27 protein-coding genes and 1 pseudogene are annotated in these 26316 nt (G+C 68.9%); 17 read left to right on the top strand and 11 right to left on the bottom strand.

Annotation, left to right across the window (positions count from 1 at the left end):
• The first annotated feature begins 34 nt into the window (after positions 1-34).
• Entirely contained in the window at positions 35-1225 is a 1191-nt protein-coding gene (gene dinB / locus ACSMFO_RS06265; protein ID WP_436457389.1) for a DNA polymerase IV, read from the top strand.
• A gap of 22 nt (positions 1226-1247) precedes the next feature.
• Positions 1248-1730, top strand: coding sequence for a ribonuclease HI (gene rnhA / locus ACSMFO_RS06260; RefSeq protein ID WP_360092359.1), 483 nt, complete (start codon positions 1248-1250; stop codon positions 1728-1730).
• Between the two features lie 9 nt (positions 1731-1739).
• On the opposite strand, the gene ACSMFO_RS06255 is transcribed toward rnhA, so the two are convergent.
• The 4 genes from ACSMFO_RS06255 to ACSMFO_RS06240 all read right to left on the bottom strand — a co-directional run bounded on the left by ACSMFO_RS06255 (position 1740) and on the right by ACSMFO_RS06240 (position 5200).
• Positions 1740-2408: a hypothetical protein gene (locus ACSMFO_RS06255; RefSeq protein ID WP_436457387.1), complete on the bottom strand. Its 669-nt coding sequence runs from the start codon at positions 2406-2408 to the stop codon at positions 1740-1742.
• A gap of 196 nt (positions 2409-2604) precedes the next feature.
• Entirely contained in the window at positions 2605-3102 is a 498-nt protein-coding gene (locus ACSMFO_RS06250; protein WP_436457385.1) for a hypothetical protein, read from the bottom strand.
• Positions 3099-4511 (bottom strand): ATP-binding protein, encoded by a 1413-nt coding sequence (locus tag ACSMFO_RS06245; RefSeq protein WP_436457384.1) that lies wholly within the window; start codon positions 4509-4511, stop codon positions 3099-3101. The genes ACSMFO_RS06250 and ACSMFO_RS06245 overlap by 4 nt, the downstream gene beginning before the upstream one ends.
• On the bottom strand, positions 4508-5200 hold the full coding sequence (locus ACSMFO_RS06240) for a response regulator transcription factor (protein WP_360092371.1): 693 nt from the start codon (positions 5198-5200) through the stop codon (positions 4508-4510). Before ACSMFO_RS06240 ends, ACSMFO_RS06245 begins: the two co-directional genes overlap by 4 nt.
• A gap of 110 nt (positions 5201-5310) precedes the next feature.
• On the opposite strand from ACSMFO_RS06240, the gene ACSMFO_RS06235 reads away from it, so the two are divergent.
• Positions 5311-6258 (top strand): phosphatase PAP2 family protein, encoded by a 948-nt coding sequence (locus ACSMFO_RS06235; RefSeq protein WP_378414644.1) that lies wholly within the window; start codon positions 5311-5313, stop codon positions 6256-6258.
• Between the two features lie 207 nt (positions 6259-6465).
• Here ACSMFO_RS06235 and ACSMFO_RS06230 read toward each other — a convergent pair whose 3' ends face one another.
• The gene (locus ACSMFO_RS06230; RefSeq protein ID WP_436457382.1) at positions 6466-7986 is read right to left on the bottom strand and encodes a diguanylate cyclase; all 1521 of its coding nucleotides are present in this window, start codon (positions 7984-7986) and stop codon (positions 6466-6468) included.
• Positions 7987-8116: 130 nt separating this feature from the next.
• Between ACSMFO_RS06230 and ACSMFO_RS06225 the strand changes: the two genes are divergently transcribed.
• Positions 8117-9337, top strand: a complete 1221-nt coding sequence (locus ACSMFO_RS06225; RefSeq protein WP_436457381.1) for a cytochrome P450 family protein — start codon at positions 8117-8119, stop codon at positions 9335-9337.
• On the opposite strand, the gene ACSMFO_RS06220 is transcribed toward ACSMFO_RS06225, so the two are convergent.
• The gene (locus tag ACSMFO_RS06220) at positions 9334-11616 is read right to left on the bottom strand and encodes an ATP-binding protein (protein ID WP_436457379.1); all 2283 of its coding nucleotides are present in this window, start codon (positions 11614-11616) and stop codon (positions 9334-9336) included. The two genes, ACSMFO_RS06225 and ACSMFO_RS06220, sit on opposite strands and share 4 nt — an antisense overlap.
• Positions 11617-12006: 390 nt before the next feature.
• Between ACSMFO_RS06220 and ACSMFO_RS06215 the strand changes: the two genes are divergently transcribed.
• Entirely contained in the window at positions 12007-12942 is a 936-nt protein-coding gene (locus tag ACSMFO_RS06215; protein WP_436457378.1) for a DMT family transporter, read from the top strand.
• Here the strand turns inward: ACSMFO_RS06215 and ACSMFO_RS06210 are convergent.
• On the bottom strand, positions 12867-13373 hold the full coding sequence (locus tag ACSMFO_RS06210; protein ID WP_073847202.1) for a GNAT family N-acetyltransferase: 507 nt from the start codon (positions 13371-13373) through the stop codon (positions 12867-12869). The two genes, ACSMFO_RS06215 and ACSMFO_RS06210, sit on opposite strands and share 76 nt — an antisense overlap.
• A 133-nt stretch (positions 13374-13506) precedes the next feature.
• Here ACSMFO_RS06210 and ACSMFO_RS06205 point away from each other — a divergent pair, with 133 nt between their 5' ends.
• Positions 13507-13707: a hypothetical protein gene (locus ACSMFO_RS06205; RefSeq protein WP_038515283.1), complete on the top strand. Its 201-nt coding sequence runs from the start codon at positions 13507-13509 to the stop codon at positions 13705-13707.
• 77 nt (positions 13708-13784) lie between these two features.
• On the opposite strand, the gene ACSMFO_RS06200 is transcribed toward ACSMFO_RS06205, so the two are convergent.
• Positions 13785-14144, bottom strand: a complete 360-nt coding sequence (locus ACSMFO_RS06200) for a VOC family protein (RefSeq protein WP_038515282.1) — start codon at positions 14142-14144, stop codon at positions 13785-13787.
• Between the two features lie 89 nt (positions 14145-14233).
• Between ACSMFO_RS06200 and ACSMFO_RS06195 the strand changes: the two genes are divergently transcribed.
• From ACSMFO_RS06195 to fgd, 5 genes and pseudogenes are all read left to right on the top strand, one after another.
• Positions 14234-15427, top strand: coding sequence for a zinc-dependent alcohol dehydrogenase (locus tag ACSMFO_RS06195; RefSeq protein WP_436457375.1), 1194 nt, complete (start codon positions 14234-14236; stop codon positions 15425-15427).
• Positions 15428-15471: 44 nt separating this feature from the next.
• Positions 15472-15597: pseudogene (locus ACSMFO_RS06190) on the top strand (CBS domain-containing protein); the annotation flags it as partial.
• Between the two features lie 15 nt (positions 15598-15612).
• Positions 15613-16140, top strand: a complete 528-nt coding sequence (locus tag ACSMFO_RS06185) for a hypothetical protein (RefSeq protein ID WP_436457373.1) — start codon at positions 15613-15615, stop codon at positions 16138-16140.
• Positions 16141-16183: 43 nt separating this feature from the next.
• On the top strand, positions 16184-16660 hold the full coding sequence (locus tag ACSMFO_RS06180) for a DIP1984 family protein (RefSeq protein ID WP_350597016.1): 477 nt from the start codon (positions 16184-16186) through the stop codon (positions 16658-16660).
• Between the two features lie 332 nt (positions 16661-16992).
• Positions 16993-17997, top strand: a complete 1005-nt coding sequence (gene fgd / locus ACSMFO_RS06175; protein WP_037344247.1) for a glucose-6-phosphate dehydrogenase (coenzyme-F420) — start codon at positions 16993-16995, stop codon at positions 17995-17997.
• A gap of 47 nt (positions 17998-18044) precedes the next feature.
• Here the strand turns inward: fgd and ACSMFO_RS06170 are convergent, their stop codons facing one another.
• Positions 18045-18458, bottom strand: coding sequence for an SsgA family sporulation/cell division regulator (locus tag ACSMFO_RS06170; RefSeq protein ID WP_038515280.1), 414 nt, complete (start codon positions 18456-18458; stop codon positions 18045-18047).
• A gap of 365 nt (positions 18459-18823) precedes the next feature.
• Between ACSMFO_RS06170 and ACSMFO_RS06165 the strand changes: the two genes are divergently transcribed.
• From ACSMFO_RS06165 to kstD, 6 genes are all read left to right on the top strand, one after another.
• The gene (locus ACSMFO_RS06165) at positions 18824-18985 is read left to right on the top strand and encodes a hypothetical protein (RefSeq protein ID WP_436457370.1); all 162 of its coding nucleotides are present in this window, start codon (positions 18824-18826) and stop codon (positions 18983-18985) included.
• Between the two features lie 10 nt (positions 18986-18995).
• Positions 18996-19919, top strand: a complete 924-nt coding sequence (locus ACSMFO_RS06160) for a tetratricopeptide repeat protein (protein ID WP_436457633.1) — start codon at positions 18996-18998, stop codon at positions 19917-19919.
• A 60-nt stretch (positions 19920-19979) separates the two neighbouring features.
• Positions 19980-20486 (top strand): winged helix-turn-helix transcriptional regulator, encoded by a 507-nt coding sequence (locus ACSMFO_RS06155; RefSeq protein WP_360132285.1) that lies wholly within the window; start codon positions 19980-19982, stop codon positions 20484-20486.
• A 56-nt stretch (positions 20487-20542) separates the two neighbouring features.
• Entirely contained in the window at positions 20543-21061 is a 519-nt protein-coding gene (locus ACSMFO_RS06150; RefSeq protein WP_360095646.1) for an SRPBCC family protein, read from the top strand.
• On the top strand, positions 21061-22098 hold the full coding sequence (locus tag ACSMFO_RS06145) for an LLM class flavin-dependent oxidoreductase (protein WP_436457369.1): 1038 nt from the start codon (positions 21061-21063) through the stop codon (positions 22096-22098). The genes ACSMFO_RS06150 and ACSMFO_RS06145 overlap by 1 nt, the downstream gene beginning before the upstream one ends.
• Before the next feature lie 132 nt (positions 22099-22230).
• Positions 22231-23979, top strand: a complete 1749-nt coding sequence (kstD, locus tag ACSMFO_RS06140) for a 3-oxosteroid 1-dehydrogenase (protein ID WP_436457367.1) — start codon at positions 22231-22233, stop codon at positions 23977-23979.
• Between the two features lie 4 nt (positions 23980-23983).
• Here kstD and ACSMFO_RS06135 read toward each other — a convergent pair whose 3' ends face one another.
• Positions 23984-25279 carry a pentapeptide repeat-containing protein gene (locus tag ACSMFO_RS06135; RefSeq protein ID WP_436457366.1) on the bottom strand — a complete coding sequence of 432 codons (1296 nt, stop codon included), beginning with the start codon at positions 25277-25279 and terminating at the stop codon, positions 23984-23986.
• A gap of 81 nt (positions 25280-25360) precedes the next feature.
• Complete coding sequence (locus ACSMFO_RS06130) at positions 25361-25852, bottom strand: anthrone oxygenase family protein (RefSeq protein ID WP_436457364.1); 492 nt, start codon at positions 25850-25852, stop codon at positions 25361-25363.
• Between the last annotated feature and the right edge of the window lie 464 nt (positions 25853-26316).

The following is a 26316-nucleotide window of genomic DNA, read 5'->3' as shown; positions in this document are numbered from 1 at the left end:
GGCCACTGGGCCGTTTGATGCGAACATATGTTCTATGACGACCGAGGGTCCCATCCTGCACGCCGACCTGGATTCGTTCTACGCGTCGGTCGAGCAGCGTGACGACCCGAAGCTCCGCGGGCGGCCGGTCATCGTCGGCGGCGGGGTGGTGCTGGCGGCCAGCTACGAGGCGAAGGCGTACGGCGTGCGCACGGCGATGGGCGGCGGCCAGGCGCGGCGGCTGTGCCCGGACGCGATCGTGGTCCCGCCCCGGATGCGCGCGTATTCGGCGGCCAGCAAGGCGGTCTTCGAGGTCTTCGGCAACACGACGCCGCTCGTGGAAGGCATTTCGATCGACGAAGCCTTCCTCGACGTCGGCGGGCTGCTGAAGATCGCGGGCACGCCGAGCCGAATCGCCGCGAAACTGCGGAAGGACGTCTTGGAACAGGTCGGGCTGCCGATCACGGTCGGCGTCGCCAGGACGAAGTTCCTCGCGAAGGTGGCCAGCGGGGTCGCGAAACCCGACGGCCTGCTCGTCGTGCCGCACGACAAGGAGCTGGAGTTCCTGCATCCGCTCCCCGTCGAGCGGCTGTGGGGAGTGGGCAAGGTGACGGCGCGGAAGCTCCGCGAGCGCGGGGTGACGACGGTCGGGCAGATGGAGGGGTTCGGGGAGAAGGAACTCGTCCGGATGCTCGGCCGCGGCGTCGGCGCCCATCTGCACGCGTTGTCCCACAACGACGACCCGCGCCGCGTGCAGACCGGGCGACGCCGCCGGTCGATCGGGGCGCAGCGCGCGCTCGGCGGCAGGCCGCGTTCGCCCGCCGAGCTCGACGCGACGCTGCTGACGCTCGCCGATCGGCTCGCCCGTCGCCTGCGTGCGGCGCAGCGGGTGTGCCGCACCGTCGTGCTGCGGATGCGGTTCGCCGATTTCACCAAGGCGACGCGTTCGCACACCCTCTTGGAGGCGACCGAGCAGACCGGCGCGATCGTCGCGGCGGCACGGGGCCTGCTCGCGACGGCGAGACCGCTGATCGACGAACGCGGTCTCACGCTGATCGGGCTCGCGCTCACGAATCTGTCGAAGGACGACTCGATCCAGCTCGCCCTGCCGTTCGGGGCGAAACCGAGGGACGCGCTCGACTCGACGCTCGACACCGTCCGGGACCGGTTCGGTGCGAAGTCCATCACGCGCGCGGTGCACCTGGGGCAGGTCGAGGAGCCGTGGGTGCCGCTCCTGCCGGACTGAGCCTCGTCGCTAGGGTGTTCGGGTGGCGGAAGTCGAGATCTACACCGATGGCGCGTGCAGCGGGAACCCCGGCCCGGGAGGCTGGGGCGCGGTGCTGCGGTACGGCACCGTCGAGAAGGAGATCTACGGCGGGGATGCCGGGCCGACCACGAACAACCGGATGGAGCTGACCGCGCCGATCGAGGCGCTGGAAAGCCTGAAGCGCCGGGTCACGGTGGACATCTACACCGACAGCACCTACGTCCGGAACGGCATCACCAGCTGGGTGCGGAACTGGAAGAACAACGGCTGGATGACGTCGGCGAAGACGCCGGTCAAGAACGCCGATCTGTGGCGCCGTCTCGACGAAGCCGCTTCACGGCACGAGGTCGAGTGGCATTGGGTCAAAGGTCACGCGGGGCATCCGGAGAACGAGCGAGCGGACCGGCTCGCCGTCAAAGGCGTGGAAGAGGTCGTGGGCCGACCCGTTGTCCAGCCCGGCGAGCGGTCCGCTCGGAATCGTTGAGAGACGTCGTCAGCAGCTGACGTTCACCTTCGCGCTCTTGGCGAAGGAGACGTGGACGTGGTCCATGTGGTTGGCGGTCGCGCCGCCGCGGTCCTCCATGGTGTCCCAGCCGCTGCCGTCGTTGTAGCGCTGGCGCCAGATGACGTACGTGATACCGAAGTCCTTCTGGTTGGCCAGGAGGTACTCGGCGATGGCGTTGCCGGTGGCGGTGTCCACCATGAAGTCCAGCGCGAGGCCGGAGGGGTGGTCGCTGGCGTTCGCCCGGCCGGCGACGCCGCCGACGTTCTTCACGCCGAACTTGGCCTTCACGTGGTTGCCGACCTGGGCCACGTGCGGCTTGGTGCCGGCGAGGCTGGTCGAGCACGCCGTCGCGGCGGGAACGGTCTTCTTCACCGGGGCGGGGGCCTTGGTCGACGTCGTCGGCTTCGGGGGAGCCGAGGAGGTCGACGGGGGCGGGGTACTTGTGCTGGAGGGCGGGGTGCTGCTGCTAGACGGCGGGGGAGTCACGCTGGAGACCGGGGGAGCCTTCAACGCGAGCGCGGCGCTGGCCGCTTCGACGTCAGGGGAACCTGCGGAGGTCAGCCACATCGACGCCGGGAGCGCCGTGGCGACCGCTGCCGCGATACCCGCGGGGAGCTTCCACTGCGGAGCCTTGATCTTGCGATGTCTGCCGGCCATTTCTCTGATCACTCACCACTTCGGGGACGGGAACTCGCGTCGGGGGCCGCGAGCTCCGGGCAACATTACGAAAAGGACACGGCAATGTCACGCCCGAGTGTGTTCGCCCACAGTTACCTTGATCGTTGAACCAAAAGAGGCTCACGCTCGTACTGATACGAGAAGTGCTTTTATGTGAGCACGGTGAGTGACGAATTCAGTTCGGCTGGCAGGATTGGAAGTACACGTCCTCGTTCGGCGAGATCACGTTCACGCCCTTGGACTGTGGCGCCCGGCCGGTGGCCGCGGAGGCCGCGATCACGGTGCAGACCAGCTGATTGATGGCCTGATCGGACAATTTGCGCATCGAGTACGGCAGCGCGAGACTCGACGGGTCGCCCGGGTAGACCCGGAGCTTGCCCAGCTCCGGCGGGACGAACGTGGTGAGCCCCTGCGCGGCTTCCCGTTCCGTCGGCCCCTGCAGCAGCAGCGTGACCGCGCCCTCAGGGGAGATGAACCCTTCGGTGGGCCGGGTCACCGGGATGACCCGGCCGTCGGAGACGAAGTACAGCGTCAGACCGCCGAGGACGTTCGGCCCCGTGGTGGCGCGGATCGACGGCCCCGGTCCGGCCGGGACGACACCGGTCGGCTGGACACCGCAGGCGGCCAGAAGCGCCGCGGCCGCAAGGATGAGCAGTACGCGAGGCTTCCTCATCGCGCCCCTCCTGCGGGCAGGTGCGGCAGGCGCAGCACGAACCGGGCGCCGTGCCCGGTGTCGGCCGCGGTGATGTCGCCGCCGTGCAGGCGGGCGTTCTCCAGCGCGATCGCCAGGCCCAGCCCGCTGCCCTCGGAACGGGCGCGGGCGGTGTCGGCCTTGGTGAACCGGTCGAACACATGCGGCAGGACCTGTGGATCGATCCCGGGTCCGCGGTCCTCGACCGCCAGGGTGACGCCGTCGCCGTCGGCGCGCAGCCGGACCTGGACCGGGGCCGCGCCGTGCCGGAACGCGTTGCCGACGAGGTTGGCCACGATCAGGTCGAGCCGCCGCCGGTCCACGCGGGCGAGAACGCCCTCCGGCAGGTCGGTGACCAGGTCTTCGCCGTCGCGCCAGCCTCGGGCGTCGAGACTGTCCCGGATCGCCGTCGCGAGATCCCATTCGTCGAGCACGAGTTCGGCGCGGCCCGCGTCGAACCGGGAGATCTCGACCAGGTCCTGCACCAGCCGCGTCAGCCTCCGGGTCTCACCGGAGACCAGCCGCGCCGCGACGGCGGTGTCCGGCGGCAGCGCCTCCGCGTCCTCGTCGAGCACGTCGGTGACCGCGTTCATCGCCGCCAGCGGCGTGCGGAGCTCGTGCGAGACGTCGGCCACGAACCGGCGGGCGTCGGCCTCCATCGCTCTCAGCTCACCGACCGTGCGCTCCAGTTCGGCGGCGGTGTTGTTGAAGGTCGTGACCAGTTCGGCCAGCTCGTCGGAACCCTTGGCGGGCAGCCGGACATCGAGCCTGCCTTCGCCGAGCTGGGCGGCGGCGGTGTTGAGCGCCCGGACCGGCCGGAGCACCTGTCTCGCCGCGAGCAGGGCGAGCGCCGCGGCCAGCGGGAGGACCAGCGCGGCCGTCTGCCAGGCGGACTTCGCGAGTTCGTCGATGGCCTGTTGCTGCTGCACGAGCGAGGTGAGCGAGTACACCTCGACGCCGCTGTTCCTCATCGCCCCGTCGGGTTGCCGGGCCAGCACCGGCAAGCCGACCAGCAGTTCCGGAATGCTTCCGCGGTCGACGCGCTGGAACTGGATGCGGAAGTCGTTCGCGACGGTCTGGCGCAACTCGGGGGAGAACGTGGCGAGATCCGGGCCGTTGGCCGATCGGAGGTCGCGGTAGACCGCGACGGCGTTCAACCGCAGGCTGCCGGCGAAATCGTTGAGCTGATCCTGGGTCGGCGGCGTGGACAACGGGCGGCTGTAGGCGCTGACCCGGTCCTTCAGCTGGTTCATCGCCGCGTCCTGCACCGCTTCGAGGATCGCGTTCCGGGCCGAGACGTAACTGGCCCCCGCCGCGGCCGCCGCCCCGATGATCGTCATCGCCGCGAACGCCAGGATGAGCCGCGGCCGCAGCCCGGAAAGCCACCTCATGAACGGCCGAACCGGTACCCGAAGCCGCGGACGGTCTGGACGTGTTCGGGTTTCGCGGGGACGTCTTCGATCTTCGCGCGCAGCCGCTGGACACAGGCGTCGACGAGCCGGGAGTCGCCGAGGTAGTCGTGATCCCAGACGGCGGAGAGGATCTGCTGGCGGCTGTAGACCTGGCCGGGCGTACGCGACAGCTCCAGCAGCAGCTTCAGCTCGGTCGGGGTCAGCGAGACCGGCTCGCCGTTCTTCGTGACCACCAGCCCGGCCCGGTCGATGACCAGGCCGCCGTGCCGTTCCCCGGCGGCGGCGTCGTCGCTCGCGGGCTTCTCGCTCACCGCGCGCCGCAGCACCGCCCGGATCCGGGCGTCGAGCACGCGGGGCTCGATCGGCTTGGTGACGTAGTCGTCGGCACCCGCCTCCAGCCCGGCCACGATGTCGAAGTCGTCGCTGCGGGCGGTGAGCATGATGATCGGCACCTCGCCCGCCGAGCGGATGCGGCGGCAGGTCTCGAAGCCGTCGATACCGGGGAGCATCAGGTCCAGTACGACGATGTCGGGCTGGAACACCCGCAGTTTCTCCAGCCCGAGCTCACCGCTCTCGGCGGTGTACACGGTGTGCGCCTGCCGTCGCAGCGCGAGTTCCAGCCCCTCCCGCACGGACGCGTCGTCTTCGATCACAAGGACACTTGCCACGCCGCCATTATTCGGATGTCTCCGCGCGTGTGCGACTCGGCTCGATCTTGTAGCAGAACCATGACATTGTCCGGACCTCACGGCGAAACGGCGTGGGGACAGTGGGACCCATGGCCCTACTCATCCACGAAGCGAAGCCGACCCCCGCCCGCCGTCCGCTGCCGGGACGGCACGCCGAGACCAGGCGGACCCTGTCCAGGGCCGTGTTCCAGCTCGCCACCGGACTGGGACTGGCCGTCGCGTTCGTCGTGACCTACGTGCTGTTCGTGCACACGTCGGCCGGGCAGCTCGCGGAGAACGGCGTCGTCCGGAGCGCCCAGTCCGGTCAGTGGTCCACAATGGACTGGGCGGGACCGCTGCGTGACCAGGACATGGTGCTGGTGATCGGCGCCGCCGGGATCGGGCTCGTCGTCCTGGCGCTGCTCCGGCGGAAACCCGGACTCCTGATCCCCGCGCTGAGCGTCCTCGTGCTCCCGCTCGTCGCCGCGCAACTGCTCAAGCTCTACGTCCTCGTCCGGCCCGAACTGCCCGACGGCGGCCGCGGGCCGGGACACAACAGCTTCCCCAGCGGTCACGTCAGTGCCGCCATGGCCATCCTGATGGCGCTCGCTTTCGTGCTGCCCCAACGGTTCCGTCCGGCGATCATCGGGATCGGCGGCGTCGCCGTCGCCTGGGTCGCGTCGTCGACCATCGCGCTGGGCTGGCACCGGCTCAGCGACACAGCGGGCGCTTGCCTGCTCGGGGCGTCGTTCGCCTGCCTGCTCGCCGCCTGGCTGACCACCCGCCGTCGCGACCTGCGCCGCACGCCCGCCTTCCTGGTGGCGCTGGCCGCCGTGCTGCCGACCGGCATCGTCCTGATCGGCTTCGCGGTGCTGAGCACGGCGACCGACGGCGCCGCCCAGTTCGTCGCCGCGCTGGTGCTGGCCGCGCTGTCCGCGGTGGGTGTCGTGCTGGTCGCGCTGTGGCCGCTGAGCGGGTCCGCGTTCGAACGGCGGACCGGTGTGGAGACCCGGGTGGTCGACGATCTGCTCGAGACCCGCCTCGTGACCCGTCGCTGACGCTCGGGTTTTCGGAGGCGCTCCGGAATGTCACGTATGGGACCGTTCGGGTCCCGTACGTGACATCGGTGCTTCGCTACGCGTGGTGTGTTGCGAAAGCCACTTTCGCAACCTTCAACGTTGCGAAAGTGGCTTTCGCAACACGCACGCGCGCCTTGAGCAAGGGACCGGCCTCCGCCGGCGAACGCATTCAGAGGACTAAACGCGTCAATCGCGGCGCGAGTCGCCGGCCCGGCTCAGGGGTGACGTCGGCGTCCGGGGCGAAGGCGGAACCGCGGAGGGTGCCACGACCACGCGATTCCGCCCGCTCCGTTTCGCTTGGTACATGGCCGCGTCCGCGGCGCGGAAGAGCTCGCCGTAGTCCGTCGAGTGCTCCGGCGACAGCCCGACGCCGATCGACACGGTGCAGCCGTGGATCGGCCCCACCGCGCGGGGTTCGTTGGTGGCGTGCCCGCTGGCGAGTTCGGTCAAGCCGGTGATCGCGGTCTTCGCGACGGCCGCCCGGATCCGCTCGGCGATCCGCATCGCCTCCTCGCGGGTGGTGTCCGGCAGCAGCACCGAGAACTCCTCGCCGCCCCACCGCCCGACGACGTCCGTGGAGCGGGTGTTCTGCCGCAGCACGGCACTGACACAGCCGAGCACGATGTCGCCGCCGGAATGCCCGTACTTGTCGTTCCACTGCTTGAAGTGGTCGAGATCCAGCATCAGGAACGCCGTCGGGCGCCGCCCGGTCTGGTCTTCGAGCAGCCGGAGCGCGGCGGGTGCGTGGAAGGAGTCTTCGGTCAGCAGCCCGGTCTTCCGGTCGCGCTGGCTGCGCGCGATCGTGTCCGCCAGCGCCTGCGAGAGCCGGGTCGAGCGCAGCGCGATCCCGATCATCACCAGTGGCACCAGCGCGATGTTGACCGCGCCGAGGATCGTCGTGCACGCGGCGAGTTGCAGCGCGTAGACGAAGTCCGCGTTGTCGGCCCAGCTGCCGATCAGCTTCTGCCGCCGCCAGCCACCCCACGCCAGACCGCGCGCGATGCTGATCAACAGCGTCTGCGACGCGAAATACCAGAGCGCGGCGCCCAGCAGCGCGACGGCGGCGACCGCGATGTCGCCGGGCCGCTGGGGGAGCGTGCCCGATTCGAGCCAGCCGTGCAGTGACGTCAGCCGGGTGATCGTGTGCACACCGAGGATGGAGGCGGCGTGCGCGGCGGTGGTGAAGAGGAAGGTCGTCATCGCCTTGTGCGCGATGGAGTAGCGCTGCACGCGCACCATCAGCAGCAGCGCGAGCGACAACGTGGGCGGCAGCAGGACGGCCGCGCCGCCCAGCCAGACGGCGGTCTGGTCGATGTGCTCACCGCGCCGGTCGTCGGCCCGGCGCTGCTCCTCCGGATGCTGCGTCTGGACGAGGTACCAGATCGTGCAGCCCGCGATCACGCCGAAGCGGACGAGATCCGTCGTCGTGGCGGAGGCCTGGAAACCGCTGTAGAGCGCCCAGAACGCGACCGCGATCTCGGTGCCGAGCATCCAGAAGACCGCCGCGGGCGGCAGGCGCCACAGCTCCCACCCCGCCGGATGACGCAGGGTGTTCCAGGCGCGGCCACGCAGCCGCCAGACGCGGGCGGAGGCGAGGCCGACGGTGTCGGCGAAACCCCGGAGCGAACCGCGCGGCCGCGCCGAGACCGCGTCACGGTCGTGCTTGCCGAACTCGCTGACGAGGGTCACCTCCAACCCGTTACGCACCGCACCCGCTTCGATCTTGCTGGGTCACCACAAGAGGGTGACAGGGGGATCGCGTTGACGATCGCGTGAGACAGCCCGATACCCGCGTTCGCCGGACGCGATTCCGCCGACGGCTGGCATGGTGGCTCGTATGCCTGACGCCGCATACGATGCCGCCGCGGTCCCCGTGATGTTCGGCCCGGACTTCGACAGGGATCCCTCGCCCGCCTACGAATGGCTTCGGAGCAACGCGCCGGCGTTCCGGCTCCCGCTCCCCGGCGACACCTGGACCTGGTTGCTGACCCGGCACGCGGACGTCGTTTCCGCGATGGCCGACCCCCGGCTGTCCAAATGCCCGTCCGTCGCCGCGGAGCACTGGCGCAAGGCCAACCTCGGGCTGCCCGCCGACCATCGGCCGACGCTCATCGGGCATATGAACAACGTCGAAGGCGAGGAACACGCGCGGCTGCGCAAAGCGTGCGCCGGGGCGTTCGGCCCGCGGCGGCTGCAGCATATGCGCGACCGCACGCATCGGCTCGCGAACGAACTGCTCGACCCGATCCTGGACCGCGGCGAAGGCGACCTCGTCGAGGATTTCGCGTACCCCTTGGGAATCCGGTCGATCTGCGAGCTGATCGGCATCCCGGAAAGCCTGCTCGACGAGGTCCGCCCGCCCGCGCTGGTGGTCGCCGCGGGCGACGTGACGGACATGGCGTCGATGCTCAAGGCGACCGACGATCTGGACGCGCTCCTCGCCGACGTCGTCGCCCGCAAACGCGCCGAACCGGGGGCGGACCTGATCAGCGATCTGCTCAGCCAGGAGGCCGCCGGGAAGCTGACCGACGACGAGGTCGCCGCGACGGCGTTCCTCTCCCTGATCGCCGGGCACGAGACGACGATCAGTCTCATCGCGTCCACCGCGCTGACCCTCATCACGCATCCGGAGGAAGCGGCCCGCGCCCGCGCCGACGGTGCGCATCTGACCCTCGTCATCGAAGAGGTCCTGCGCCGCGACACCCCGCTGCAGAACACGAGCTGGCGGTTCGTCACCGAACCGATGGAACTCGCCGGGCAGCGGATGGAGGCGGGCGATCCGATCCTGTTGTCGTTGCTGGCGGCCAATCGCGATCCGGAAGTGCACCCCGAACCGCTCGCCTTCCGCCCTGGCGAGCGGCCGGTGCGGCACGTCGCCTTCGGTGTCGGCCCGCATATCTGCATCGGCGCGGCGCTCGCGCGGATGCAGGCGTCCGCGGCACTGGAGACGCTGTTCGACCGCGCGCCGTCGATGACGCTGACCGTGCCGGAGGACCGGCTCGTGTGGTGGCCGAGCGCGATCACGCGCGGCCTGCACAACCTGCCGGTGAAGCTCTAGACGGCGCCTTCGAGGCGGCCCCGCAGCACGTTCGCCTTCCGGTCGTCGAGGTCCATGACGAGCTGGAGCGCGTCGCGCCAGACGGCCATGGCCTCGTCGGTGTGCCCCTGGGCGGCCAGCGCGCAGCCGCGTTCGTCGAGCGCGTCGGCCTGTCCCCAGACGTCGCCGCAGTTGCGGTAGGCGGTCAGCGCCTGCTCGCAGTACCCGAGCGCCTGGTCCAGATCGCCGAACCGGCGGCAGGTCCTGGCGAGCGGCACCAGCGCGAAGCCCATTCCGTGCTGGTCGGCGTCCTTCGCGTAGGCGTCGAAGGCGCGCAGACCGTGGTCGAGGGCCAGGTCCCGTTCGCCGAGGTCACGGTAGGCGCGGCCGAGATGAACCCGTGCGGTCGCTTCGCCGAGCTGGTACCCGATCCGCGCGTTGACCTCGACGCTCTGCTCGGCGAGCCGGACGGCTTCGGCGTAGTCCTCGCGTTCGTGCGCGATGTTGCCGAGCCCGACCAGCGCCCAGCCGAGGCTCGGGTTCTCGCCGATCTCCTCGGAGATCTCGACGGCCTGGCCGAACAGATCGCGCGCGCGGTCGAGGTCGCCGCGCCGCCGGTGCGCCTCGGCGAGGTTGATCGCCGACCACGCCAGCCCGCCGAGGTCACCGCCCGCCTTCGCGGACTCGATCGCCACCTCGTGACTGGAGATCCAGGTCTGCCACGGCCTGCCGAGCAGGTGGTAGTCGAACAACTCCACCGGCAGCCGCCAGCCGACCTCGTACAGCCCGTGGTCCAGTGCCAGCCGGGCGACGCCGGTGATGCTCGGCATCTCCGACGCGCACCAGATGTAGGCCTCGTCGAACGTGGCGAACCGGAGCGGCTCGACACCGTCGGGTGCGGGACCGAGATCGATGTGGTGATCACGCGCGGGGGTCAGCGTCCAGCTCGCGGCGTTGGCCGCGTACAGATACCAGTGGGTCAGCCGGGAGACCGCCGCCTGACGCTCGTCCCGCCATCGCTCGGCGTTGGCCTCTTCGGCGGCGTACACGCGGAGCAGATCGTGGAACCGGTAGTACTCGGCGCCGACCTGCTGGACGAGATGCGCCTGCACGAGCCGGTCGAGCAACTGTCGCGCGTCGTGCCCGGGCAGCCCGGCGAGCGCGGCCGCCGCGCCCGAGGTGAAGCGCGGACCGGGATGGAGACCGAGCAGCCGGAACATCCGGGCGGTGTCCGCCTCGAGCGCTCGGTACGACCAGCTGAAGGCGGCCCTGACGCCGACGGTGTCGTCGTCGACCGCGAGCAGTTCCAGCCGCCGCCCCTCGGCGACGAGTTCGCGGGCGAGGTCGCCGACGCTCTGATGGGGATGGGTGGCGACCCGTTCGGCGGCGATGTTCACCGCGAGCGGCAATGCCGCGCACAGCCGGACGAGGCTGCCGACGCCTTCGGGATCGCCCGCCGCGCGTTCGTCGCCGATGAGGTCGGCCATGAGCCGGGTCGCTTCGAGTTCTTGCAGTGGCTCCAAGGAAACCTGGACCGCGCCGCTGCCGACGACCAACCCGGACAGCCGTCGCCTGCTGGTGATCAGCACGGTGGTGTCCGGGGTGCCGGGCAGCACCGGCCGCACCTGGGGCGAGTCGAGGGCGTTGTCCAGTACGACGAGGGTGCGCTGGCCGCGCAACAGGCCGCGCAGGAGCGCGAGCCGCATGTGCTCCTCGGCGGGCACCCGATCGGGACGGACGCCGACGCAACGCAGGAGGTCGTCGAGGATGTCGGCGGGTTGCGCGGGCGACCCCGCCGCATAGCCGCGCAGATCCGACCAGAGGACGCAATCGAACTCTTCTTGGCGCCGGTTCGCCCAATTCAGCACGAGCGCGGTCTTCCCGACCCCGGGCGGACCGGCGACGAAGACCACTTTCGCCGTTTCGGTGAACACTTTTTCGTCCAGCAGAGCCAAATGGTCTTCGCGGCCGACGAAATGATCAGGCGGCGGGGGAAGATGCACATACGGTTCCGCGCGGGCGGCCTCGGCGAGCACGATCAGCGTCCCGCCCGCGCCCAGTGCGCGATCACAGGCTTCGGCGAATTCCGCGCTCGGCGGGGTGAGCCCGCGTTCGACCCGGCTGATCAGACTTTTGTCGACATAGGCGAGTTTCTGAAGCTCGCGCAACGCCAGCCCGCGGGCCTGACGGCGTTGCCGCAAGGCGCGGCCGAACGTCGACGCGGCCGTCGAAACCGGCCTCGGTTCCGCGCGTGCTTTCCCGGTCTCCCCGGATCTGGCCGAACCGGAATTCTCGGTCACCAGAAGCACCTTTCTCCCCGCTTCGCGGCAGATCGTGCCACAACCTTCCCATTACCTGGGTCACAACACGGCCACCGGGTGTGCGCAGGTGCGAAGTCTGCCCCCAAACTGTGCGAGAACGCGCCCGTTCCCCACCGGTGCGCCGGGCGAAAGGGAGGTGGATCATGCGCGACCGCGAAATGTGAGCAGGCCCTGTTCCGCCTTGCGAACACCGGGCGAGTGCTGATCTCCTCGGAAACCGGTCGTGGCCGTCGCTTCCGGCGGCCACGACCGGGACCCTTTCGGAACATGTAGGACCGCTTAACGTCGGTGTAGATCTTTTCACTTGTCCTGACGAGTCGCCCGAGGCAGCTTGGGAGAGGTATCGAGCGGCCCGGCGAAAGGAACGAAGTGAGCATCGGCGCACCGGGAACCCTGGTCCGGATGGGCGTTCTCGCCCTGTTGTGGGGATCGGGGTTCCTGTGGATCAAGCTCGCGCTGACCGGGCTGCCGCCCGTTCAGGTGACCGTCATCCGCTGCGCCCTCGGCGCGGCCGTCCTTCTCGTGCTGAGCCGCTGGGCCGGGCAACGACTCCCGCGCGGCCGCCGGATCTGGGGCAGGCTCCTCGTCGCCGCCTTCTTCTGCAACGCCTTGCCGTTCGCGTTGTTCAGCATCGGTGAACTGACCGTCGATTCCGGCGTCGCGGGGGTGATGAACGCGACGACCCCGCTGTGGTCGTTGCTGATCGGTATCGGGATCGGCACCGAACGACGGCTGACGGTGGTCCGCGTGGGCGGGCTGATCCTCGGTTTCGCCGGCATCCTGCTGATCTTCGCGCCCTGGCAGAAGAGCGGCCTGCTGGGCTGGGGGACGCTGGCCCTGCTCGGCGCCGGCCTCAGCTACGCGGTCGCTTTCGCTTACATGGGAAGGAAACTCGTCGGCGAAGGCGGTCCGATCGCGATCTCCGCCGCACAGTTGCTGACCGCGACCGGGCTCAGCGCGCTCGCGCTGCCCTTCGACGCCGCACCGGCCGGACCGCTGAACGTGACCGCGGTGCTCGCCGTCGTCGTCCTCGGGATCTTCGGCACCGGGGTCACCTTCTACCTCAACTACCGGCTCATCGCCGACGAAGGCGCGACCTCCGCGGCGACCGTCGGCTACCTGCTGCCGGTCGTCTCGGTCGCGCTGGGCGCCATCGTGCTCGGCGAGGACCTCGGCCCGCGGGTGCTCGCCGGGATGGCCGTGGTGCTGCTCGGAGTCGCGCTGACGCGCTACGTGAGGTCTTCGGCGAGCAGGTCCATCAGCAATCCGTCGTGCCAGCCGTCGCCGTCGGTGTCGCGCTCGTAACCGCGCATCACGCCTACTTCGCGGAAGCCGACGGCCTTGTAGCAGCGGATGGCGGCGTCGTTGTCCACGGCGGGATCGATCACCAGCCGATGGTGCCCGCGATCGTGCAGGAGATGCCGCGCCATCGTGCGCACGGTGTCCGTGCCCAGGCCCCGGCCGTGTGCCGCCGGGTCGAGGAAGAGATCGACCGACGCGTGCCGGTACATCGGGTCCTCCTCTTCGCCGTACTGGACGAAGCCTCGGACGACGCTCCCTTCGAGGACCGTGAAACAGGCCGTCGTGGGGTCGTCGAACGGCCAGGTGGGGGAGTCGTCGACCGAACCCCAGCGTGCCCCGACCTCGGCCGTGCCGCGGATGCGTCGCAGGTCCGGGACGTGGGCCTCGGTGACCGGGGTCAGGGTCACGATCTCCCCGCGCAACTCGGTGGTCAGTTCCCGCTCCGTCCGCTCGTCCGAATGGCGCCAGTCTAGGGAGAAACCGGCCGTGGCGCCGCCGGACCGCACGAACGCGGGGGCTTTCCCGGCCGGAATCCGGTATCAACGAAAGGGACGACGGAGGTGGGTCATGGGGAACCCGTTCGAGGAATTGCGTCCGGTGGAGGAATTGGTCGACGGCGGGGCGACGGCCGTGCGGGCGGCGGTGTTGCGCAAGGCGACCGAAGCGGTGGTCGCGAACGCCCGCGACGCGACGGACTGCCGGATGCTGCTGGAGATGCTGGGGCTGCACTCGGAACCCTCGGTCCGGACTGAGGACGAAGCCGCCTGAGGCCGCATCGGTCTCGTGAGTGTTGAGGACGGTTCTAACCGTCCTCAACACTCACGAGACCCAGCGGCGCAGGAGGGTCAGCGCCGCGGCAGCACGCAGAATTCGTTCTCTTCCGGATCGGCCATGACGACCCAGTCGTCCGACTCGGGGTCTTCGATGATCCTGGCGCCGAGCGACACGAGCCGGGCGACCTCTTCGCGCTGCTCGAGTTCGGTGGGCGCGAGGTCGAGGTGCAGCCGGTTCTTGCCCGACTTCCCCTCGGGGACCGGCTGGAAGAGCAGACTCGGCACGTCGGGGCTCTTCAACTCGACGTAGGTCACGCCATGGCCGTCGGTCCACCGCTCGGTCTCGGGGTAGCCGAGTGCTTCCTTCCAGAACGCGGCCAGTGCTTCGGCCTCACGGCAGTCGACGGCGACGGCGAGCATCCGGGTTCGCATGGATCCACGGTGGCACGGAACGGCGAGGTTTGCCGGATGCGCGGGCGGGCATCCGGCGGGGAGCAGAGCCACTCGCCGAAGGGAGCACCATGAAGGCCGTCACCTGGCACGGCAAACGCGATGTCCGGGTCGACACCGTCCCGGATCCGAAACTGGTCGAACCGACCGACGCCGTCGTGCGGATCACCTCGACCGGTATCTGCGGGTCCGACCTGCACCTTTACGAGGTCCTCGGTGCCTTCATCGACGAGGGCGACATCCTCGGGCACGAGCCCATGGGCGTCGTCGAAGAGGTCGGTTCCGGGGTGACGAACCTGAAACCCGGCGATCGCGTCGTCGTTCCCTTCAACATCTCCTGCGGCCACTGCTTCATGTGCGATCGCGGCCTGCAGTCCCAATGCGAGACCACGCAGGTCACCGATCGCGGCAAGGGCGCGGCGCTGCTCGGCTACACCAAGCTCTACGGGCAGGTCCCGGGCGGCCAGGCCGAATACCTGCGGGTCCCGCAGGCCCAGTACGGCCCGATCAAGGTGCCGGACGGCCCGCCGGACGAGCGTTTCGTGTACCTCTCCGACGTCGTGCCCACGGCTTGGCAGGCCGTCGACTACGCGAACATCCCCGAAGGCGGCACGGTCGTGGTGTTCGGGCTGGGCCCGATCGGGCAGTTCTGCTGCCGGATCGCGAAACACCGGGGCGCGGGGAAGGTGATCGGCATCGACCTGGTGCCGGAACGGCTCGCGAAGGCCGCCGCGGCCGGCGTCGTCACCTACGACACGCGTGAGCACAAGTACCTCGGCGACCTCATCCGCGAGACGACCGGCGGCAGGGGAGCGGATTCGGTGATCGACGCCGTCGGGATGGAGGCGCACGGGGCCCCGATCGGGCGAATGGCGCAGAACCTGGTCGCCTTGCTGCCCGACCCGATCGGCGCGAAGATCACCGAGAAGGCCGCCATCGACCGGCTCAGCGTGCTGTACGCGGCCATCGACTGCGTCCGGCGCGGCGGCACGATCTCGCTGAGCGGCGTCTACGGCGGCATGGTCGACCCGCTGCCGATGATGGACCTGTTCGACAAGCAGATCACCCTGCGGATGGGACAGGCCAACGTCCGGCGCTGGATCGACGACATCATGCCGCTGATCACCGATTCCGCCGATCCGCTCGGTGTCGAGGGCTTCGCGACGCACAAGATGCCGCTGACGGACGCGCCCCACGCCTACGAGATCTTCCAGAAGAAGCAGGACGGCGCCGTCAAGATCCTTCTGGAGCCGTCGGCGGCTTGAGGTGTCGGCCCGGGGATGCCTCGACGCGGCCAAGAAGATGGCCGCAGGTCCGGCGCCGGCCGGTGATCGACGGGCACAAGCTCGTCGGCATCGTGGCGCAGGCCGACGTGGCCAAGGCCCTGTCCAACCCGGACAGCGGTGAACTGGTGGAAGCCCTGTCCTACGACTGACGGCATACTCGCTCGGTGGCGTTCTTCGACATCGAGGGTTACGAACCGGTGTGGCTTTCCGGACTCCAGGAGATCCGGAAGGCGCACGGGGATCGTTTGCGCGCGCTGGTGGGCAAGCGGCTGCGGCAGGTCCACCTCACCTGGTTCGTCGAGTACGCCGAGTGGCTCTCCGACACGCCCGTCGTGGTCGACTTCGGCGACGAGCGGCTGGAGATCACGCACTGGAAGTTCGACGAACTTTCCCTGACCTGGAACACGATCGACCCGGTCGGGAAGTCCTCATGGGACTGGGGTGACCCGGCCGAGCCCAGCCCGCTCCGGTGGCGGCAGGACGTCTTCCCGGAACTGTCCGCTTTGGAGGGTCAGGTGCTCCGAGACGTCGAGCTGCTCGACTGCGCGACGCGGGACATGGCGAACGGCATGGTCGCGCTCGGTTTCGTCTTCCCGCGCGGCCGGTTCACCGTGTTCAACGCGCTCGACGAGAACGGCCTCGAATACACCGAGCCCGACTCGTCCTATCGGCGACATTCCTTGGCAGGCTGAAAACGGAGTGCGGCGGTCGTCGATCTTGGCGATACTTCCCGGCATGTCCCGGATCAAGCTGGCCGAAGCGCTCGCTCTGCGCGCCGACGCGACCAAGAAGGTGGAGGCGTTGCGCTCCCGGATCGTCGACAACGCGCGGCACCAGGAGGGCGAGGAACCGTCGGAAGACGCCTCCGCCCTGCTCGTCGAAGCCGAAACCGCGCTGGACGAACTGGAATCGCTGATCCAGCGGATCAACCGGACCAACGCCGCGACCCCGCTCGGGGAGGGCACGATCACCGACGCGATCGCGCGCCGCGACGTCCTCCGGCTCAGGCACGGAGTCCTGACCGCGGCCGCCGACGCCGCGGCCGGGCGCAACCAGGGCGGCTACGGCCGTCAGCTCCGTTCGGAACTCCGGTATCTCTCCGCGTTGCCGGTCGCGGAACTGCGGTCCCGCGCGGACCGGGTCGCGGGGGAGATCCGGCTGGTCGACGTCGAGATCCAGCGCACCAACTGGGAGACCGACCTCCTGGACTGAACGTGGAAAGCAGGTAGCCCACCGGGAAGCGGGCACAAGCCGAGGGCCGGCGGTATTCCGGTCCGCCTCCTGGCACGTGGCGGGCAGCGTGGGGTTCGACTCCCCGATCACAACTCCGCCCAGCACGGCGCACAGGTGACGGCGCAAACGGCACAGTTCATCACCACGTGCCGGTCCCGGAGGGTGAGGGCGGGTACGGGGTCTTTCCACGCATTCCCGGTGTCACAGTGGTGTTCCCGACATCCTCAGCCCGCCGAGGCATGGGCGCGGCTGATCCACTCTGTGCCAAGGTGAAGGGCGGAACAACCCATGAGTCCAGGTGGTGACCCCGGATGGCACTGAAGATCGGTTACAAGGCGTCGGCCGAGCAGTTCGGCCCGCGCGACCTCGTCGAGTACTCCGTGCTCGCCGAGCAGGTCGGGCTGGACAGCGTGATGGTCAGCGACCATTTCCAGCCCTGGCGGCATCAGGGCGGGCACGCGCCGTTCTCCTTCGCGTGGATGGCGGCGGTCGGCGAGCGCACCGAGAGGGTGGTCCTCGGCACCAGCGTGCTGACCGCGACCTTCCGCTACAACCCGGCCGTCGTCGCGCAGGCGTTCGGCACGCTCGGCAGCCTGTACCCGGGCCGTGTGCTGCTCGGCGTCGGCAGCGGTGAGGCCCTCAACGAGGTCGCGGTCGCCCGTATCGAGTGGCCCGCGTTCAAGGAGCGGTTCGCGCGGCTGCGCGAGGCGATCGACCTGATGCGCAAGCTGTGGTCCGAGGAGCGCGTCACGTTCGAGGGCGAGTACTTCCAGACCACCGACGCCACCGTGTACGACCGGCCCGAGGGCGGGGTGCCGATCTACATCGCGGCCGGCGGCCCGGTGATGGCGAAGTACGTCGGCAAGCAGGGTGACGGTTTCATCTGCACCAGCGGCAAGGGGATGGAGCTCTACACCGAGAAGCTGCTGCCCGCGGTCGCGGAAGGCGCGGAGCAGGTGGGCCGCAGCACCGGCGACATCGACAAGATGATCGAGATCAAGCTGTCCTACGACCCGGATCCGGCGCAGGCGCTGGAGAACACCCGGTTCTGGGCGCCGCTCTCGCTGACGCCGGAGCAGAAGGCGGGTATCGAGGACCCGGCCGAAATGGAGAAGGCCGCGGACGCGTTGCCGATCGAGCAGGTCGCCCGCCGCTGGATCGTGACCTCCGACCCGGCCGACGCCGTCGAGCAGATCAAGCCGTATGTCGAGGCGGGCTTCAACCACCTCGTCTTCCACGGTCCCGGCCACGACCAGGAGCGGTTCCTGCGGTCGTTCTCCGAGCAGGTCGTCCCGGGGTTGCGCGAACTCGCCTGACCCGATGTCGGCGGGCGGCACCGCGCGAGCGGTGCCGCCACCGGCCGTCAGGACTCGGTGACGAGCTTGCCGATCTCCTGGTCGAAGTCGAACCATTCCGGCTCGGACCCGGCGGGGACGACGTCGTAGGTGCGGTCGAGGAATTCGGCCAGCTCCTGCGCGGGGGCTTCGAGCACCGCGCAGCCGTCGGGCGCGCTGAGCGCGAAAATCACGATCGAGGTGTCGTCGGCCGGGCTGATGATCACGTCGCCCTCACCCGATGGAGTGAGCAGTCCGTCCGCGAGGAGATCACGGCCGAACATCCAGCGGACCGTCCCGCCGCCCGAGTGGTAGGCCACCACGACGGCGTAGGGGTCTTCGGGGTCGTATTCGAGATCGGCCTGGACGGGGAGCGGGTCCGCACCGAAAGTGCGCAGGCCGAAGACGATCGTCCCCCGGATGAGGTCGCTTTCCTTGTCCAACGCTTCAGCCCCTTACGTTCGGTTGCTGTTGATCTTCAGCTATTGATAACGCAATGTGAAGCCTTTTCGTGACCCGACTTGACAAGGTTCACACGTTCGGCTGAGAGCTGCGTCTCACGTGCTCACGGACGGTTCCCGGCGGGCACGTGCGGTGAGCGGCCGGAAAAGGTGATCAGCCGTGCAAAAGAAAGAGACTTCGCACGTGCATATTCCGGTGAATGAGAATAGCCAGCCGTTCGGCGGAGTGAATCGCTATTCCTCGTGGTTAACATCATTGTGCGTCGTTCACGTATTCCAGGAGATCGGCGTGGCTCCGTCCTGGCCCCCGGCGAGCATGGTCGTTGAGGATAGGGAAAGGAGCGGTAATGGGCGTACGCATCACCGTCGCCATTTCCAGGCTGGACGCCGCGCAGCGGAACGCGGTTCGCGGGCCGCGCGGCCGGGTGATCCCGAGATCCGCGCCGCCCTCGCCGGGTGTGGTGACCGCACCGGCGGTGCCCCGTGTCCAGGAGCGTCGCCGTGATTGAGCGGCTCCCGATGCGGGTCGGGCAGGCCGACATCGACCGGCTCGAGGGTGTCATCGGAGCACTCCGGGCACGCGACTACCGGGAAGGCGGCGGATCCTGCCGGGAACTGCTGCGCGTGCTGGAGCCATACGGCGCCGCGCTGCGGCGGGGGATGATGTCCGAGCCGCTGGCCAGGCGGCTGGCGGGAGTGGTCGCCGATCTGCACAACCTCAGGGGCTGGACGGAATTCGATTCCGGCCGCCCCGTGCGGGCCGAGCGGCACTTCCGTCGTGCGCTCGAACTCGCGACGGAGGCCGGCGCCGACGATCTCCTCGCCAACATCCGTTACCGGCTCGGCCGGATGTATCTGCATCACCGCACGCCGGCGGAGGCGCTCGAGCAATTCCGGCAGGGACAGCTCGCGGCGCGCCGCGGGGGACGGCCGCTGTCGCAGGCGATCCTGTCGGCGAACGAGGCGTGGGCCTACGCGCTGCTCGGTGACGTCCGCCAAGCGCTGGACAAGCTTTCCCTTGCCCCGGAACAGTTCGCGGACTCCGTCGGCGACGCCGTGCCCTCGTGGTCGGCCTTCTTCACGGCCAACGACCTGGCCGCGATGATCGGCACGGTGCGCACCGAACTCGCCAGGCTCGTCGACGTCCGTCATTGCCGGGAGGCGATTCCCGCGCTCACCGAGGCCATCGACGGGTACGGCCCGGACATGATGCGCAGCCGGTCGCTGACGATGATCTGGCTCGCCGTCGACCACGCGCTGGAGGGTGACATGGACCGGGCCGCGGAGGTCGGTCTCGCCGCGATGGAGATCGCGGACGGGATCCGTTCCGCGCGGACGCGAGATCGTTTGAAGCCCCTGTCGGAAAGCGTGCGGAAGCGAGTCGGCAATATTAGTGCGCGAGATATTCTTGACCGGATCGCAACATTTCGAGCCAGTGCCTGAGCGCCGGGGAATAGGTGGAGGAATGACCGGATCAATTTCACCGGGCGTAGGCTCGCGGGTATGAAACGGACTTCGTTCGCGCAATGGCCGTGTTCGATCGCGCGCACCATGGACCTGCTCGGTGACTGGTGGACGCCGCTGGTCCTGCGCGAGGCGTTCTACGGGATCCGCAGGTTCGACGAGTTCCAGCAGGAGCTCGGCATCGCGCGGAACACCCTGGCCGACCGGCTGCGCCGCCTGGTCGGGGAGGGGTTGCTGGAAAAGCGCGCCTACCAGGCCGACCCGGTCCGTTACGACTACGTCCTGACCGAGAAGGGCACGGATTTCTACGGTGTGCTCGCCGCGATGTCGCGCTGGGGCGACCGCTGGCTCTCCGGAGAGGCCGGGCCGCCCGTCACCCTGCATCACGAGACCTGCGGTCAGGACACGCACGCGGAGGTCGTCTGCGCGCGGTGCTCCGGGCCGTTGACCGGGGAGAACACCCGCGCGCGGCTCGGGCCGGGGTACCCGCCGAAGCTCGCGGATCGTCCCGACGTGGTGCGCCGCTTCGCCGCGCAGGAGGTTTGACAACGTAAGTCCATCTACGCAACTATCGAGGTCACGAGCATGGGAGGCGGGCCACGATGGAGTGGACGGGCGCCAAGTACGCCGACAAGCCGACGGTCGAGGTCGAGGCGTGGGTCGACGCCGTCCCGGAACGGGTCTGGTCGATCGTCTCCGACGTACGCCTGATGCCGGAGATGAGCCAGGAACTCCAGGCCGCGGAATGGTGTGACGGCGCGGAAGGCGCGGCCGCGGTCGGCAGGCGGTTCGTCGGCCGTAGCAGGCACGACGCGCTCGGGGAATGGGAGACCACGTCGCACGTCGTCGAATGCGACGAGCCGCGCGTGTTCACCTGGGCCGTGCACGACGCCGAGACGCCCACGGCGCTGTGGCGCTTCACCCTGGAACCCGAGAACGGCGGGACAAAACTCCGGCAATGGATGCAGCTGGGGCCGGGGCGGTCGGGTCTCTCGCTGGCCATCGACCAGATGCCGGACAAAGAGGAGAAGATCGTCTTCGTCCGGCTGCGCGAGTTCGAGAAGGCGATGACAGGGACCCTCGCCGCGATCAAGGAGCGGGCCGAGGCGGACGGCGCGTGATGCGGACGGCGACCACGGTCGAGGCCTCCCGTGGCCCGCGGGAGACGCTGGATTTCGTGCTGGAGGCGGAAAAGCTCGGCCTCGACGAGTGCTGGGTCGCCGAGGCTTGGGGATCGGACGCGCCGTCCGTGCTCGGCTATCTCGCGGCGCGGACGGAGCGGATCCGGCTCGGCTCGGGCATCATCCAGCTCGGCACCCGGACCCCGGTGGCGATCGCGCAGGCCGCGCTGACGCTGTCGGAGCTTTCCGAGGGAAGGTTCGTGCTCGGGCTCGGTGCTTCGGGGCCGCAGGTGATCGAGGGGCTCCACGGCGTTCCGTTCGCCCGGCCGCTGAGCCGGATGCGGGAAACGGTCGCGATCATCCGTCAGGCGTTCGCCGGGGAGAAGATCGCGTTCTCCGGCAAGGAGTTCGAGATCCCGCTGCCGGGCGAGAGCAGGCCGATGCGGCTGTCGACGGCGCCGAATCCGGACATCCCGATCCATCTGGCCACGCTTTCGCCGAAGCTGCTGGAGCTGACCGGGGAGATCGCGGACGGCTGGCTGGGGACCAGCTTCGTGCCGGAAGGGGCACAGGCCTATTTCTCGCATCTCGACGCCGGTCTCGCGAAGGCGGGCCGAACGCGGGCGGACCTCGAAGTCTGCCAAGGCGCCGAAGTCGCGTTCGCGAAGGACGAGGACGAACTGCGCGGGATGGTCGCGAGCCGTAAGGCCGAACTGGCGTTCAGTCTCGGCGGGATGGGCTCGGCGAAGACGAACTTCTACAACAACGCCTACAGCAGGCAAGGCTGGGCCGAGGCCGCCGCGGCGGTGCGGGAGCGCTGGCAGGCGGGCGACCGGGAGGGCGCGGCCGCGCTGGTGACCGACGAGATGGTGCTCGGCACGACGCTGATCGGCACCGAACCGATGGTGGCGCGACGCCTGCGGGTCTGGCAGGACGCCGGCGTCGACACGGTCCGGCTGTATCCGGCGGGCGAGACGGTCGCCGGCCGGCTCACCACCCTGGGGCGTGCGCTGGACCTGGTCCGGGCGCTGGGCTGAATGCCCGCGCCGGTTGAGGTGACCGGCCGAGCGCGGCGGTAGCCGCTTGCTCCAAGCGGGTAGAACTTGTTTCACTTTTGCCCACCGTCTGGAGAACATGACCTCGCTCGATCCCCCACGCGAGGAGGATTCATGGGTCCCGATCTCCGCCTGTCCCGCCGTCAGGTCCTGCGTGGCACCGGGCTCGCGCTCGCTTCGGGACTGCCGTTGGCGGGGACGGCATCGGCGGGCTCGGCGCTGCTCGGCGAGTACGACGTCGTCGTGGTCGGCGCGGGTGCGGCGGGAATGACCGCCGCGCTGACGGCGGCCAAGCGGGGGCTCAGCTGCGTGGTGCTGGAGAAGGCGGCGAAATTCGGCGGCTCCGCCGCCCGGTCGGGCGCGGGGATCTGGATCCCGTGCAACCCGGTACTGGCGCAGGCCGGTGTCCGCGACACCCCGGAACAGGCCGCACGGTATCTGTCCGCCGTGGTCGGTCCGTCGATCCCCGCCTCGCGGCAGGAAGCGTTCCTCGCCAACGGTCCGGAGATGCTGTCCTTCGTGATGGCCAACAGTCCGCTGCGGTTCCGGTGGATGGAGGGCTACAGCGACTACTACCCGGAACTGCCGGGCGGGATGCCGGACGGCCGCTCGATCGAACCCGACCAGCTGGACGGGAACATCCTCGGCGCCGAACTGGCCAACCTGAACCCGCCGTATCTCGCCACGCCCGCGGGCATGGTCGTCTTCAGCGCGGACTACAAATGGCTTGCGCTGGCCGCGGTCAACCCGAAGGGCGCCGCGGTGGCGGCTGCCTGCCTCGCCCGCGGCACGGCCGCCGCGCTCGCCGGGCAGAAACCGCTCACCATGGGGCAATCGCTGGCCGCGGGACTGCGGGCCGGGCTGCAGCGCGCCGGTGTCCCGGTCTGGCTGAACACGCCGCTGACCGATCTCGTCATCGAGAACGGGAAGGTCACCGGTGTGGCCGTCGCGGCGGGTGTGGTGAAAGCGCGGCGAGGTGTCATCGTCGGTTCCGGCGGGTTCGAGCACAACGCCGCCATGCGGGCCGAGTATCAGCGTCAGCCGATCGGTACACAATGGACTGTCGGCGCGCGGTCGAACACCGGCGACGGGATCCTGGCCGGAAAGCGCGCCGGGGCGGCTTTGGACCTGATGGACGACGCCTGGTGGGGCCCGGCGATCCCGCTACCCGGCGAACCGTACTTCTGTCTCGCCGAACGGACCCTGCCCGGCGGGCTGATGGTGGACGCCGCGGGCAAGCGGTTCGTGAACGAAGCGGCGCCGTACAGCGACGTCGTGCACACGATGTACGACCGCCATCCGACGTCGCCCACCATTCCCGCGTGGCTGGTCGTCGATCAGCACTACCGCGACCGGTATCTCTTCCGCGACGTCGCGCCGCTGCTGCCGCTTCCCGACGAGTGGTACTCGGCGGGCGCGGTCAAGAAGGCATGGACCGTGGAGTCGCTCGGCACCGCGATCGGTGTCCCGTCGCAGGCGTTGCGCGCCACCGTCAACCGGTTCAACGGGCAGGCACTGTCCGGTGTGGACAGTGACTTCCATCGGGGCGACAGCGCTTACGACCATTACTACACCGATCCGTACGTCTTGCCGAACTCGTGCCTCGCCCCGCTCTGGGAACCGCCGTTCTACGCGTTCAAGATCGTGCCGGGAGACCTCGGCACCAAGGGTGGGATGCGCACCGACGCGCGGGCGCGGGTGCTGCGGGCGGACGGTTCGGTCATTCCCGGGCTGTACGCCGCCGGGAACGCGAGTGCGGCGGTGATGGGCAACAGTTACGCGGGCGCGGGGTCGACGATCGGGCCGGCGATGACCTTCGGGTACGTCGCGGCGAACGACCTCGCCGATCAGGCTTCGAGCTGACGGGTCACTCGTCTTCGAACGGCTTGTGTGGGTGAAGTTGTGCGGGGAGAAAGGGAACGCCGTCCAAGGTGGAGTCGGTGAACCTGATGTCACCGCTGAACGTGGCGCCGTCGAACGTGGTGTAGCTGCTGAAGGTCACTTGGTTGAACCAGGCGTCACCCGCGAACGCGGCTTCGGTGAAGTAGGACCGGTGTGCGAACGTCACGCCGGGCAGGTAGGCGTCTTCAAAGAACGTGGCGTCATCGAAGGTCGCGCTGTCGGTGAAGGTGGCTTTGCTGAACACCACGCTCCCGGTGAACGTCGTGTTCGTGAACCGTGCTTCGCGCAGAAACGAGGCAGCGCGAAAGGTGGCGGTTCCTTTGAAGGTGGCCGCATCGAATCTGGCCATGGCCTCGAAGGTCGCGTGATCGAACCGGACGTTGCCGGTGAACCGTGCGTCCGAGAACCATGAGTCACCAGTGAACGTGACGCCGTCGAACCTGGTTTCCCCGTCGAAGTGGATGCCTATCAGCAAAGTGTCGCCGCAGAACCGGGCGTTCGAGAAGCGGGCGTTGTTGAGCCTGCAGTCGCGGAACATGACGTCGATCAGCAGCGCGCCGCTGAGATCCAGGTCGATGTCCGGCCAGAACCTTTTCCCGTCCTGGTAGTTCGGGTCGAGATGGTCGGCAAGGATGCGCTGGGCCGTCGTTCGTACCTCACGTTCTTGAACGTCACTCCGGTATTCGTCGTGGGCTTCCTTCTCTGCGCCAGTATCGGGAGGCTTGTCGGGTAGTTCGTAGGGCATGCGTAGATAGGCGCTGATCACATTGACGATCGTCTGACGCTGTGAGGGATTGTCCTGCGCCAGGCGATCGAGAGCGTACAACCCGGCCAGCCGGACGGGTGCTTTGTCCGCACCGAGTTGCTCGACCGCCTTCAGGTACAGGTCGCTGATCCGCCGCTCCGCAGCATCGTGGCGAGCATCGTCATTGGCCCGCTCGCGTAGTTGAAGGTCATGACGTTTGGTGAGAAGGTCCTGCTCCGCGGTCTGCTGGCGCCGGGCGGCCAGGAGCAGCGCGATGGCGCCGCCCGCGCCGAGCACGATCGTGCCGACGGTGCGTACACCTTCTAGTCGGGCTTTGTCGGCGTCGGTTCCTTTTCCGTAGAGAACGAACAGCACCCAGCAGGCTGTGATGGAGAAAGCGAGTAGAAGTCCGGCGCACAGGGCGATGGTGCGATTCGACAAGGTCCGGTGTTTTCCGTTGGAGAGCGAGACAGGCCGGGTTTTGGGCTTCTCCGGAGAGTGCGAATCGTCGACCATCGAACCATGATCGCAGTGTGGGAGAGGGTTTCGAATCTGGCGAATACGTGACAGTGCCGCGCGGGCTGGCCTTCCGGCGGGTTATCGCGTCGGGGCGAAGGCGGGGGCCGGGAGCTTGAGTCGTGAGACGACGATGACGAGCGCGAAAGCGGTGAGGGCCGCGACGGTCCGGATGACGTTGTAGGTCTCCCAGCGATCGAGGATCGCCGCGTGGTCGGCGGGTGCGGTGGTGACGGCCCAGACCTTGATCCGGCCGTTGATCGGGACGTTGCCGAAGCGGGTGACCAGGAACGACGTCACGACCAGGCCCGCGGCCACGCCGGCCAGCCATCGCGGCCGCCCTCGGCTCAGCAGGGCGAGCGCGAGGGAGCTGATCGCCGCGAGCGCCATCGCGGTCTGCATGACGACGCCGTTGCGCTGCATCAGCGCCGTGTGGAAGGTCAGCCGCACGTCGAGCGGGACGACGTCGAACGTGGCGGCGACGTTGACCGCGCCGTAGCCGAACGCCCCGGCGAGCAGGCCCGTCGACAGGAAGGCGACGCCGGTGACGAGATCCGACCTGAACTTTGACATGGCGTCAAACTTAGCGGGCGTGGGTAAATCTGACAACGTGTCGGAGTTAGCGTGGGTGGGCGTCGGCGCAGGTGGTCGAGCGGCTCGTCACCGAGACCCAGCGCCGTGCGCCCTCGGGCTGTCCAAAAAGGACATTTTTCGAGATCAAGGCGTCCGATTTGAGTACTTTGCGCAGTATTGCCCGGGGGTCGTGAGTGGCGATGGTCGTTCTAACCCTCTTTATCACTCACGATCCCACGTGAAACCGGACTTAAAGACACAAAGCGGGCGCATGCTGCCTGGAAAGTGACCCCTGTGGACACCAATACCTCAGGCGGCCCAACGCGCCACCTTTGACTTACCTCTCAATAGCCCGAAACGCCACTCGCGACCCACGCGAGACCGTGCTCGCGTGATCGAAGCCGGAACTCGCGTGATCAGAGGCGGAACACCGAGTGCGGTCTCCAATCACGCGAGTCACGTCC

It is taken from the genome of Amycolatopsis sp. w19, assembly GCF_051373225.1.
Taxonomy (GTDB): domain Bacteria; phylum Actinomycetota; class Actinomycetes; order Mycobacteriales; family Pseudonocardiaceae; genus Amycolatopsis; species Amycolatopsis japonica.
This window is presented reverse-complemented; position numbering and strand designations above follow the sequence as displayed.